The sequence below is a fragment of the Pedobacter alluvionis genome (assembly GCF_003664035.1).
GTDB lineage: Bacteria > Bacteroidota > Bacteroidia > Sphingobacteriales > Sphingobacteriaceae > Pedobacter > Pedobacter alluvionis.
In genome coordinates this window covers 1,046,745-1,059,704 of sequence record NZ_RCCK01000011.1, presented here as the reverse complement: position 1 = coordinate 1,059,704, position 12,960 = coordinate 1,046,745, and the positions used below count along the sequence as shown (strand labels likewise).

Annotated in this window: 11 protein-coding genes; 2 read left to right on the top strand and 9 right to left on the bottom strand. The window is 37.5% G+C overall.

Going from position 1 to position 12,960, the window contains the following annotated elements; translation table 11 throughout:
* The first annotated feature begins 432 nt into the window (after nt 1–432).
* Both porV and ispF read left to right on the top strand, forming a co-directional pair.
* Entirely contained in the window at nt 433–1,620 is a 1,188-nt protein-coding gene (porV, locus tag BCL90_RS12325) for a type IX secretion system outer membrane channel protein PorV (protein WP_121284267.1), read from the top strand.
* Nucleotides 1,621–1,641: 21 nt separating this feature from the next.
* The gene (gene ispF, locus BCL90_RS12320) at nt 1,642–2,118 is read left to right on the top strand and encodes a 2-C-methyl-D-erythritol 2,4-cyclodiphosphate synthase (protein ID WP_121284266.1); all 477 of its coding nucleotides are present in this window, start codon (nt 1,642–1,644) and stop codon (nt 2,116–2,118) included.
* 151 nt (nt 2,119–2,269) lie between these two features.
* Here ispF and BCL90_RS12315 read toward each other — a convergent pair whose 3' ends face one another.
* From BCL90_RS12315 to BCL90_RS12265, 9 genes are all read right to left on the bottom strand, one after another.
* Nucleotides 2,270–5,671 (bottom strand): glycosyltransferase, encoded by a 3,402-nt coding sequence (locus tag BCL90_RS12315; protein WP_121284265.1) that lies wholly within the window; start codon nt 5,669–5,671, stop codon nt 2,270–2,272.
* A gap of 805 nt (nt 5,672–6,476) precedes the next feature.
* Nucleotides 6,477–7,346 (bottom strand): pirin family protein, encoded by an 870-nt coding sequence (locus BCL90_RS12310; protein ID WP_121284264.1) that lies wholly within the window; start codon nt 7,344–7,346, stop codon nt 6,477–6,479.
* Nucleotides 7,347–7,413: 67 nt separating this feature from the next.
* Nucleotides 7,414–7,944 (bottom strand): YceI family protein, encoded by a 531-nt coding sequence (locus tag BCL90_RS12305; RefSeq protein ID WP_121284263.1) that lies wholly within the window; start codon nt 7,942–7,944, stop codon nt 7,414–7,416.
* A gap of 235 nt (nt 7,945–8,179) precedes the next feature.
* Nucleotides 8,180–8,767: a Crp/Fnr family transcriptional regulator gene (locus BCL90_RS12295; protein WP_121284261.1), complete on the bottom strand. Its 588-nt coding sequence runs from the start codon at nt 8,765–8,767 to the stop codon at nt 8,180–8,182.
* 12 nt (nt 8,768–8,779) lie between these two features.
* Entirely contained in the window at nt 8,780–8,938 is a 159-nt protein-coding gene (locus tag BCL90_RS12290; protein WP_121284260.1) for a FeoB-associated Cys-rich membrane protein, read from the bottom strand.
* Nucleotides 8,939–9,005: 67 nt separating this feature from the next.
* Nucleotides 9,006–9,557, bottom strand: coding sequence for a hypothetical protein (locus BCL90_RS12285; RefSeq protein WP_121284259.1), 552 nt, complete (start codon nt 9,555–9,557; stop codon nt 9,006–9,008).
* Between the two features lie 67 nt (nt 9,558–9,624).
* Nucleotides 9,625–10,812 (bottom strand): hypothetical protein, encoded by a 1,188-nt coding sequence (locus BCL90_RS12280; RefSeq protein WP_121284258.1) that lies wholly within the window; start codon nt 10,810–10,812, stop codon nt 9,625–9,627.
* A gap of 183 nt (nt 10,813–10,995) precedes the next feature.
* Nucleotides 10,996–11,850 (bottom strand): type 1 glutamine amidotransferase, encoded by an 855-nt coding sequence (locus BCL90_RS12270; protein ID WP_121284256.1) that lies wholly within the window; start codon nt 11,848–11,850, stop codon nt 10,996–10,998.
* 7 nt (nt 11,851–11,857) lie between these two features.
* Nucleotides 11,858–12,958 carry a carboxylate-amine ligase gene (locus BCL90_RS12265; protein WP_121284255.1) on the bottom strand — a complete coding sequence of 367 codons (1,101 nt, stop codon included), beginning with the start codon at nt 12,956–12,958 and terminating at the stop codon, nt 11,858–11,860.
* Nucleotides 12,959–12,960: the final 2 nt, after the last annotated feature.

Sequence of the window (12,960 nt, the reverse complement as noted above, 5' to 3'; positions counted from 1 at the left end):
TATTGTTTTAGTGTTCAATTAAAATTTGCTTACATGTGAATTTTATAACATTATAATTGATTAAAACTGGTTTGGTAATTTAATACATGAGCTTTGATTAAGGTTATGATAATTATGAATTAAAAATATAATACACTAACATTTTGATGAAGTTATAATGTTTACTTATTGCTTGGCCGCAATTAAATCGGATAAAACAGTAAAATAAAGATGTGAAATCGTGAAAGAAATAGATTAGATTATTTACTAAATGGCTATTAATTTTGTGCTTATAACTTTTCACTAACACCCGTGTGTAAAAAATCGTAGGTTTAATTAGTAAATAATCATAGAATTCGTATTTTGGTGAAATATAAGTTTTGGTTTTACGTTACAGATATATTCTCCGGTTATTGCTAAACACCAAGATCTAAAATTACGTACCTTTAAAGGATGAATTTCAAGTACATCAGTAAACTTGCTTTTTCTGCACTCTCTATGGCCTTGGTGTTTGGTAAAACAAACGCGCAGGTTACTATAGGCAATACTCAAACAAATGGTAGCGAGGCAAACAACATTGTAACAGCAGTTCCATTTCTGCTCATTACGCCCGATGCCCGTGCCGGTGCAATGGGTGATGCTGGCGTAGCCGTAGCTGGTGATGTAAATTCTGCCAGTATTAATGCTTCTAAACTTGCTTTTCTAGATAAACCTTATGGCTTTTCGGTGTCATATAGTCCATGGTTAAAAAGTTTGGTGCCCGATATTAATCTCGCTTATTTAAGTGGATTTTATAAATTGGATGACCGCAATACCATTGGCGCATCTTTAAGATATTTTTCTCTGGGCTCCATTCAGCTTACAGACATTAACCAGCAGGATCTTGGGATCTCCAATCCAAATGAATTGGCTTTTGATGTTTCTTTTGCCCGTAATTTTGGTAAAGAGTTTTCACTGGGAACTTCATTAAGGTATATTTATTCAAATTTGGCTTCCGGTCAGTTTTCTTCTACGGGGCAGGTACATAGTGGAAATGCAGTAGCAGTTGATGTTTCTGGTTTGTATAAAACAGCCACAACATTGTTTGGTAAACAGGCTATTATTTCTGCTGGTGCAAATATTTCCAACATCGGAACAAAAATGAGCTATTCCGATGGGGGAGAGAATTTCTTTTTACCTACCAATTTTAAAATCGGAGGTGCATCTACATTTACTGTAGACGATTTGAGTACTTTAACCTTTGCGCTTGATTTTAACAAATTGTTGGTACCAACCCAGCCTATATACGATTCGAACAATAATATTGTAAGCGGAAAAGATCCGAACCGTTCAGTACCCGCCGGAATTTTTGGCTCATTTAGTGATGCACCGGGTGGTTTTAGCGAAGAATTGAAGGAAGTCGGAATCTCAACAGGCCTTGAATACTGGTACAATCAACAGTTTGCGGTTCGCGCAGGTTACAACTATCAGAGCCCAATGAAAGGTGATAGCCGCTATTTTACTTTAGGACTTGGTTTAAAATACAATGTTTTTAACATTGATTTCTCTTATTTAATTGCAAATGCACAGACTAGTCCACTTGCAAATACCCTTCGTTTTGGTCTATTGTTTAACTTTGGCGAAAATAAAAGCAAAAGATAAAAAAGATTAAAGCAAATAAACATGAAAATTAGAGTAGGTTTCGGATTTGATGTACATCAATTAAAAGATCAGCATCCTTTTGTTGTTGGTGGTGTTACGTTAGATCATCACAAGGGTGCTTTTGGGCATTCGGACGCTGATGTTTTACTTCATGCCATTTGCGACGCACTTTTAGGGGCGGCCAATTTACGTGATATCGGTTTTCATTTTAAAAATACAGATGACAGGTGGAAAGGTATTAGCAGCTTAATCTTGCTGAAGGAAACGGTTAAATTACTGGCTGAAAAAGGTTGGAGTATTGGTAATATCGATGCCATGCTTTGTTTAGAAGCGCCAAAAATTAATCCACATATTCCTGCTATGCAGCAAAACATTGCTGATGCCATTGGAATTTCTACTGAAGATATCTCAATAAAAGCAACCACCAACGAGCAAATGGGCTTTATCGGTAGAGAAGAGGGGGTTGTTTCTTATGCGGTTTGCTTAATCGAAAAGTAAAAGCTGCTGTTTTTAGATAGTGCAGGAGTTTGGTTAAATATCTTTCCATTAATAATGATGTTATTATGGATGAGGTGATAGCCAGAGAAGTCAAGTTTTTTATAACACATTGGCTATTAAAACTTGACTTCTTTTAGAGGATCGGACTGTATTAGGCTACCTGTTCCTTAACATTTCCTGTTCTTTTTATTGTACCCCAGGTTTCCAGCTCGCCCTTTATTGCTTTTCTGAACGAACGGAAGAGCACAACATACATTAATTGTCTCCAGAAAAAACGCTGAGGGAAAATGTAAAGTAAATTGGTATACTTTTCTTTCTCCATCCGGAAAGCAATTGCAGCAAAGATCATATCGACAATGATGAAGATAATGTAATAGAAGAGTACCTGGCCAAAACCATTATGGAGGCTTAAAATTCCTGAAAATCCGGTTAGCGTTAAATTATTAATGGCGCTTAGTGAAAAGATACCGCTGATTAAAGAAATAAGCATAAAAAGGTCGGCAAGCGGCGAAAATAATGGCAAAATAATCTGATAGATCAGGATATTTGGCATTCCTACCATTCCAAAATATCCGTACTTCTTGTTAAGCAATGTTTTTCTGTTTTTCCAAAAACTTTGCATTACCCCAAAACTCCAGCGGAAACGTTGTTTTAGCAGCATATTTACTGTCTCTGGTGCTTCGGTATAGGCAATTGCACTGTCACAGTTCTTAACTTTGTAACCTGCCCTTAAAATGCGCATGGTTAAATCACAATCTTCAGCAAGGGTATCGATCGTAAAACCACCGATTTCAAGGATGACATTTTTTCTAAAGGCACCTATTGCCCCCGGTACAACAGTAATCGTATTTAATAAATCGAAGGCCCTTCTATCCATATTTTGAGCGGTGATATATTCGATTGATTGCCATTTAGTAATGATGTTATTGGCATTTCCAACTTTCACAGTTCCGGCTACGGCTGCTATTTTATCGTTATAGAAATAGCGCATCAGTTCGGTAACCGCATCATGTTTTAATTGCGTATCGGCATCTATACAGACTACAAAGTCAGCAGTAGCCTTTGATATACCATAATTTAAAGCAGACGCTTTACCTCCATTTTCTTTACGGAAAACCTTTACCATAGGGTGATTGCCAAAGTGTTCACTAATGATATCAAAGGTTTTATCTTTTGAACCGTCATCTACAAAAATCAGTTCAAAATCAGGGTAATTGGTTTTTAAAAGACTGTTAATGGTTTGCACAGCAGTAACTTCTTCGTTGTAAGCCGGAATGATAATGCTTACCTTTTCTGAAGGGTGCTGGATTAATTTACTCACAGTGCGTTTTGCTCTTTTTCGCTGTCTGATCGCTAAGTAGGCGATAAATATGGTCCTTAAGATCGCAAGTACAATCGCCACAGAAAATACAATGTTTAAAATCATATTTCCGTAGTAAAAGAAATTGATGAAAAAGTAATCACCAGAGCCAGAAAAGCCACTGTTTGCGGTAGATTTTACTGCAGGCATGAGTTCTGATCTTTTTTTACCCATTAAATCGCCTACCGTGGTAAATGTATAACCTTTTGCTTTAAAAAATTTTATAATCCGGGGTAAAGCCGCAACAGTCGCTTCACGGTTTCCGCCGGCATCATGCAATAAAAGAATATTGCCATTATCCTGTTGCTTCACTACTTCATTAAATATCTGATCGGCAGTTTTACCCGGCTGCCAATCTTCGGGATCGATATATTCTCCTATATTGATGTAATTCTCTTTGCGACTTTGTGCAACGGGTAAAATTTCAGAAATGTTTTGTGGCTCGGCATCGGCATTAAACGGAGCGCGGAAAAGGATCGTGCTGTGTCCGGTAACGGCCTCAATTAACCTACGGGTTGCATTCAGCTCAAATTTTACGCGGGTTGGACCAATAGCAGACATATCTGGATGAAAAAAGGTATGGTTTCCAATTTCGTAACCATCATTATATTCCTGCCTTAACAATTCCATGTTCTTTTCAGCCATAATGCCAACCACAAAGAAACAGCCGGGTACTTTTTCCTGTTTCAAAATATTCAACACCTGTGGGGTATAAACAGGATCGGGCCCATCATCAAAAGTTAAAGCGATTTTTTTGTCGGCCTCTCCGAACCTTTTAATTACGTATTGTTCCGGAAGTCTGATATACTTTTGATCGGCAATGGAGAAATTTTCTTTATTTAGAGTGAATTTCACACTACCTGGCGTAGGAGTAGAAATGAGATCCAGTATTTCGCCATCACCTAAATAGGAGATCCCGCCCATATTTAACGAAGCAATTTTGCGTAAATCGAAGGGCTTTTTCTTTAGTGTATCCAGACTAAGATCATTAGAAATAAATGACCATAAACGTTTATCTTCTGAACCTAAACGCCATAGGGCTATACCAGCAATATCCCAATCATCAGCTTTTCGGATTAAATTAAAATAGGTTGCTGCATCGGTAAAGTAAACTTCATGTTTAATCCCACTGCCATCGTTGTACGTATAGTTTAAATTGGCAGAAGCTGGATCGTAGTTTATTTTACTTTTATAATTAACAGCCGTTGTCATGGCCTGCTCGTAAGTAACCGGTTGCCCAATTCTATTTTTTGGCCAATCGTAACCGTAGCAAGCTAAGGCAAGGATTACTTTACCAGCATCAACTTTACTGCAAATATCGTCAAGCTTTTCTTCTACCCATTCCTGATGGGAGATATCGCCTGCATTACTTTGTTCGGTATGCTGATCATAAGCCATTACTACAAGATAATCGTTGTATTTTTGAAGGATTTCTGGCTTATAATCGTCGTTTTCGGGTGAAATATCCTGAGAAACAATCAGTTTTTTGGCATGAAACTGAGTATATAGATTCTTCATAAAAGCGTTAAAACCATCGTTATTTTGGAGGTTTAGTTCTTCAAAATCTATGTTGATCCCACTATAACCATATTTTTTGGTAATTGCTATTAGATCGTTGATCAATTTTTGCTGAGCAGGTTGATCATTTAATAATCTTCTTACTGCTGCACCATCCCAATGGTCTTTATTATAATTTGAAACCACAGCAAGAGCCGATTTTTTGCCGGCATGTATTACTTTTAACGCCGCTGTATCTGCCTTATCTACAATAGAATCACCATTTAAAAAGAACGATTCTGTAGCCACCATATCCAAATGGCTGATGTTGCGTCTTAAATCTGATATTGATTCTTTACTTCCTGCCCAACTCACGTAAAAGGCCATATTGATGCGCTTATTGTTGCCACGATGAGTTAAAATGCGGTGTTCACGATCTTTTTTGATCTTTTGCAGCTTAGATTTTTCTATGGTGAAATCTTTATACCGTTGCGATTTTTTTAATTTCTCTAATTGTTTTTGTGTTAATGGCGTATTTGTATTGATAAAAGGCAAATTGGGTGCCTGTACTGAAGACAGCGTATACGCTACGCAGATGATTGCGATAATGAAGACTAAAAAAAAAGTACGGCTTACCCATGTAAATGCATGCCAGCGCCTTTTAGTCTCAGTTTGAAATATTTGTTTTCCGGACATTTTTCTTTTCTGATTTATTAATCAAATGTCACTAACGAGTATGAAGATTGGATGAATGATTTAAAATTAAGCGCTGTGAAATTAGATCGTTAGTTCTTATCTAAGATACTAATTTATTGGTCTGTTTATCAGTTGAAAAATAAACTTTCGGATAGGAGATACTATGGCTGAAGCGAACAAGCGCAGCAAATGAATAAACGATGTTTCTTTCAAGATACTTGCACCCCTAAAACCATTTTTACAGAAAACAATTTAATTAGCGCCATATAACTTCCCGCGCCAATTGTATAAAAGGTTTTTTGGAAATGTACAGTTCTGTGCTTGTGGAGGACTGCGGCCCCGCTATCCCTACTGCCGATAGAAAAAATCGGCATTCGTACTATCGGGTTTAGATGATTCCTGTTCTTGCTACTATGAGGGGTTTTCCTTCCAAAGGCCCAACCAGTTTAGCCCTTCGCGGAGCGGTACCCTGCAGGCCCGGAGGTACTATGGCTGAAGCGTACAAGCATAGCAAAGGAACAAACGATGTTTCTTGCACAGTCCTTGCGCTCCTAAAACCATTTTTACAGAAAATAATTTAATTAGCGACATAACTTCCCGCACCAATCGGATAAGAGACTTTTTGGAAATGAACATTTCTGTGCTTTTGGAGGACTGCAGCTTATCATAACGCAACGATTGGACTCTGTTGTAATATAAAGTCACAAAAAAAGCCGACAATTACGAAAATGCCGGCTAATTTATTTATTCAGTATGATGGATGCTGAAACCATTCCAATAACTTTCGGATCAGCATGATTTTCCGTTACTCTTCTAAATAACCAAACCTGCCTTGGTTATAATCTTCAATGGCCTGATGGATTTCAGCTTCAGTATTCATTAAAAAGGGACCGTACTGAGCAATTGGTTCGTCGATTGGTTCTCCGCTCAATACTAAAATTACACTGTTTTCTAAAGCTTCGATCTTAATCTCTGTACCTTTGTTGCTGAAGTGGACAAAATTATCTGCTATAGCAGTTTCGGATGCGTTTATTTTAATCGAGCCTTCAATCACCATAAATCCGGTATTAAAATTCTCAGGGAAGTTAAACGTAACTTCGCCACCTTTCTTTAGCCGTGCATTATACACTTCTATAGGACTAAAAGTGTTTGCATTGCCTTTTATTCCTTTATAATTACCTGCGATAATTTCAATTTTTCCTCCATTTTCCGGTAAATCAAAATGGGTCATATCTGCCTGCTTAATTGCCTGATATCTTGGTTTACCCATTTTATCCTTTGCAGGAAGATTAACCCAAAGCTGAACCATTTGAAATGGACCGCCATTGAGGCTGTATTGTTCTTCGTGATATTCTTTGTGTAATATGCCGCTCGCGGCAGTCATCCATTGTACATCTCCGGGATAAATCACGCCACTGTTTCCAGAGCTATCGTGATGGGCAACCGCGCCGTGATAGGCAATCGTTACCGTTTCGAAGCCCCGATGGGGGTGAACACCAACACCCCTTGGCTCTTTCCTTGCTGAAAATTCGATCTTTGAGCCATAATCCATCAGGAAAAAAGGACTCATATTGAGTTGATATCCGCTTGGAAAAAAATTGTGTACCCTAAACCCATCGCCAACCATATGCGGCGCCGGAGCTTTTAGCACTTTTTCTATTTGTTTTGTTTCCATTACCTTTTATAGTTAGATAAGGCATGGGGCTAAGCGCATAGTGCCGCCATACGCTTAGCTCTACGCGCTACGCTTGTTTCACAAACTGTAATTCGCCTAAAATGCGAACTTCTTCACTTACCATTACGCCACCAGTTTCTAATGCAGCATTCCATGTTAAACCGAATTCAGAACGGTTAATTTTTCCACTTAAGGTAAAACCTGCTTTGGTATTTCCCCAAGGATCGGTAGCAATGCCACCAAATTCTGCGGTTAATTTTACAGGTTTAGTTTCGCCTTTAATAGTTAAATCGCCTTTAACGATATAATCGCCGCCATCTTTTTCTACTGAACTGGATTTAAATTCGATGTGTGCAAATTTTTCTGCATCGAAAAAATCGCCACCTTTTAAATGGTTATCGCGGTCAGTATTTCCGGTGTCAAGAGAGCCTATATCACCTTTGAAAGAAATCTCTGCATTTTCAAATTCATCACCTTCAGACAATAATTCTGCTGAAAAAGATTTTAAACTACCTGTTACAGTAGTAATCATTAAGTGTTTTACTTTAAATTGTAATTCGCTGTGGGTTGGATCTAATGTCCATTTTGTAGTTGCCATATCTTTTGTTTTTGAGATGTTTAATATTTACAACACAAAAGTACAGCGCAGGTTTTTATTAGATATTGATGTATGGTAAGAAAGGGAAATAATTGAATGAGAGAAGGATAGAATGATGGAATGAGAGAATGATGGAATGAGAGAATTATAGAATGAGAGAAAGGTTGAAACGTTGAAAGGTGAGATTTGACAATGCCATTCACTCATTCAAAATTCAGTCATTCAATAACTCAGTCTAAGGTCTGAAATGTTTATTCGCAAGTTCCTTTCTCACGCGGCTAAGCGATTCGGGTGTAATGCCCAGATAGGATGCGATCATCCATTGTGGTACACGGAGTGTAAGGTTAGGGTAAAGTTTAATAAAATCAAGGTATCTTTCTTCCGCTGTTGCGCTTAATAACATGTTAATTCTTTTCTGCATAAAGCGGATCGAATTATTTAACAGTTTGATTTGCATGGGCTGTAAGCAAGGTACCTTTCTGGCTGCTTCTTCCATGAAATTATTAGGCATTAATACCGCTTCGGTTGTTTCAATAGCATCGATAAAAAATATTGATGGCTCATTGTTCATGTTGTTACGATCAGAAACTAGCCAGTTTTCTGGGGCGAACTGAAGAATGTGTTCTTTACCTTTTGCATCAATCGAATAGGCACGCAACAAACCTTTGCCCACAAAATATCCGTGTTTGAAATTATCGCCGGTATATTGAACTATTTCGTTTTTTTCGAATTTTTTAATCTTTAAAACAGACGATATGCTTTCGAACTGTTCATCAGTGATCTCTATTTTTTCCTGTAAGTATTTTTGGAACTGATGAATCATAAATGTGGGATACTATTTTTTTACGGGCTTAATATCGGAAAAATCTACACCACATTTGCAATTAACACCACACCCATCTTTTTTTACCTGTAAAGATTTGAAAACCAAACGGCCAACATATACCAATGCTACCGCAAAAAGTAAAAAGACTAAAATTGTTTGAATATCCATAATACAAATATAAGGGCTTTTAGCATTTTGGTGTTCAGATGAATGTAAAAAGGTAGGGTTTTATATCTCAATCAAATTTGGATATAAGGAGTTTACATATCTTAATAGCTTCTTTAGCATTTAATTCGCAAGCATCTAGTTTAACTATAATACGGTTCGTGCTATTCTGAAATTTCACAGAATCACTGCTTCTATATATTGTAATGTCAGCATATTCAGTAGAATAATCTGAAGGAGTTTTTGCTGCTAACAAATCAATTAAACTACATAGATTATAATATTTAATAACAGCCTCATTATTTGACTTATTTTCAAAAAATAACCTATACCTTTCTGATTTTAGTATTGTAGAATGAACATTTTCACATGATTTGTAGCTAACTGATATTGTCTCAATTCCTTTTTGAGCGTGTTTTGTCATGAAAGATTTGATAGCATTTGCTGAGAAATTATAATCACTAATATCTCTAATTAAAGTAGTCAAATAATTCTTTATTAACCATTTTGTCCTAACATTATAGATGTGATCAGAAATTATTTTTTGTAAATTTTGGATTAAAAATAATATGATAGCACCTATAAATCCACTTAAAAGATTATCTAGAGTTAGTATTGGCATATATGTTAAGTGTAATATTCAATAACAATTAGATTTATATTTAAATATCTTGGAAAATTAAGATGCATTACTCCTCCATAAAACCAATCGTTCCCCCAACCCAATCAAAGTCGGCGTTGTAACGGACGCCGATCATTTTTCCTTTGCTTAACCTTGCCAGGTTAATACAAAGCTGAGGCTCACCACCGTCAGGCCATAAATACATCATCCTGATTTCGACCTTTACCCCACCATCAGGTGCCTGTACGGCTGGCTCGTAATTTACTTTTCTTTGTAAAATCCAGTTTTCAGGATCTTTGATGTTGGAAATGTCCGCTTCGGTTACATCAATAATAACGCCCATGCCGGCGAAGGAAAATAGCGGCTTTAATACATAGTTTTCTAAATCGCCGGGAATCGCTTTTTTTTCGTTTAAAAAACGTGTTTCGGGTACAAATTCGCTTTTTAAAAACGGCATAGTGTATTTGCTGATCCGGTAAAACCAATTGGGATGTGCTACCCATTCGATATCCAGTTCGTCGCGCGGATCGAAACTGTTGTTAAAAATTTCGGCGTTATCTGCTACTTCGTCAAAAATTAAACGGTTATAAATTCTTTTCAACTGGATCTTTTTGCCATCTTCTTCGTAAAAAAGCTGCTTGCCTACCTTTTTGATGTCTTCCAGTGCCAAAATCTTAATGTCCAATAATTTTTGGGTGACAAAAAAATCGATGGCTGTTTTTTGGTTAGGTGCATCCACATCCATCAAGGCCACTTCTTCTGGCTGATGTTTGCCAATAATCACTTCTTTAAGCAGCTTAATGTATTTTTCTTCGTTAAAGCCGTTTAAAAAATAATTAACCGAATGATCTATTTCAAAACTGGTTTGAAAGGTTTTTGCTAAATGATGCTGAAATCCGTACAGAGAAGGGAAGCCCTGCATTTCGATCAACATAGGGGTGAGTTCTCCATTTTTATCTTTACAAATGCCAAAATCAAAAGTTAAAAAATGAGGCTGTTCATTTTCATTAGGTACGTTCCAATCTGTTGGAATTGCTTTTTGAGTAAGCGCTTTGAAATTGGGTTGCTTAATCAGGTTTATAATTTCTTCTCCTGCTGCAATTAATTTTTCTTTTAAAGCTTTCGGAACAAAAACAGGTGTTTCTGCGACCCGGAAAGGAATTGAGGGATAGCCAATTTGTAATTCGGTAAGGAAGTTTTGATACTTCTCTTCGGTAAACTGCAGGTTATATTTTTGGCGTTGAGCAGGTATCATAGGTTTTTGTGTTTGATTTCTGTTGCAGAATCCGTCATTTCAAGAGAGTGATCGTCATTTCGACCGTAGTGGAGAAATCTTTTAAGCTTCTTTAATAGATTTCTCCATTTCGCTACGCTCCATCCGATAGTTATCGGATCGAAATGACGGCTATATGCAAGAAAGATTGCTTCACTCATTCGCTCAATCCACTTCTTCAGTTCGCAATGAAGATTGTGTTTGCAAATCTCCAATTGCTTTTTGTAAGAAATTAGGTAAAATAACGCTTTGCGTAAGCACAATCCTTGCCGGATCGTCTAAGCTGTTTAACATATCCAGGTATTTTTGTTCGCCATGCATGTCAACAATTGCTTTTTTCTTTTCTTCCTGAAGTAAGTACATCTTCATACCCACCGGATCGGCTTCTGGATGGAACTGTGTGCCAATGATTTCATCTGAAAAGCGGATCGACATCATACAGCGTTCTAAATCGACATGTTTACGTTCCTTTTCGATGGCTAACAGTTTTGCGCCTTTTTTCTCAAAAGCAGCAAAATCTGGTTCTATTACTTGCCAATCTCTGCTGTCGACAGAAAAGAAAGGGTTGGTGATGCCATTAAAAATTTCGTCTCTTTCTCCATCTTCAGTCAAGGTGATCGGGAAAATACCAAAAGCATTCGATCGTCTTTCTGTTACATTGCCCAACTCATATTTTCTACAAGCCAATTGAAAGGAATGGCAGATCAAAAAAGCATATTTTTTTCTTTCGTCGCTTTTTTGGTTAAAAACTTCAACCTGATCGAGCAGATTAAAGAAAGCATTTTCCCATTGTTCGCCCTTACTTTCAATCGGGCTTCCTGGTCCGCCGCTAGAAATATAAGCATCGTAACCAATGTCCGGGATTTCTCCTTTTTGCCTTAAATCAAAAATATCAAAGGTTAAATCGATATTGTTTTCAATTCTGAAACGGGATAAAATTTCTTGAATTCCCCGCATGCCCTGATTAGGTGCGCCGTTATTCATGTCAATAACGGCTACCTTTAACGCTCTTTTATCCATTATAAAATTACTTTGCACCAATAAGTGTTTGAGTAGTAATATAATCTACCACTGCCTCAAAGCTGCCAGTTTGCTGGTAAACAGCCAACTGTCTGTCTGCACCGGTGCCATGTTCCAAGATTTTGTGGACATAACTAATATCTTCGCGGCAGCCCAAATCATCCACCACATCATCTACAAAATCCAATAGTTCTAAAACAAGGTTCCGGCAGTTAACTTCCATTTCTTTACCAAAATCGATCAAATTGCCATCAATCCCATAACGCGCAGCCCGCCATTTGTTTTCGTTAATCAATGCTCTTGAATAACTGATAAACTCCATATTCTGCAAACGCAGTTTATACAGTTTAGCACATAAAGCCTGAAATAATGCGGTGAAAGCCATGGTTTCATCAATCAGCATTGGGCAATCGCATATTCTGAATTCTACGGTATCAAAAAATGGATGTACGCGGATGTCCCACCAGATCTTCTTTGCATTGTCCATGCAATTGGTTTTGATGAGCAGTTTTACATAATTATCGTAATCTTCAATGCTATTAAAAATATCAGGGATGCCTGTACGTGGGAATTTATCGAATATTTTAGTCCTGAAAGATTTATAACCTGTGTTCCGCGATTCCCAGAAAGGAGAATTGGTTGATAAAGCAAAAACGTGTGGTAAAAAATACCTCACCTGATTGGCGATGTGAATAGCCAGTTCGCGCGATTGGAAGCCTACATGTACGTGCAAGCCAAAAATAAGGTTAGAACGTGCAGCCTCCTGTAATTCGTTCACAATCTCGTTATAACGGGGATGTTCAGTAATTAACTGTTTTTCCCAGTGCGAGAAGGGATGCGTACCAGCAGCTCCAATCCTTAAGCCTTGTTCTCCGGCAAGCTGTGAAACTGTATAACGCAGTTGAGAAATCTCTTTGCGCGCTTCTGTAGTGGTTTTACAAATACCCGTTCCAACTTCTACTACCGCCTGGTGCATTTCTGCTTTAACCTGGTCTTTGTGAATCTTTTGGGCAGCTTCTACAATTTTTTGATCATGAGAAGTAAGCTCTCTGGTAACGGGATCAATTACCATATATTCTTCTTCTATGCCCAGCGTAAACTCATTCATGT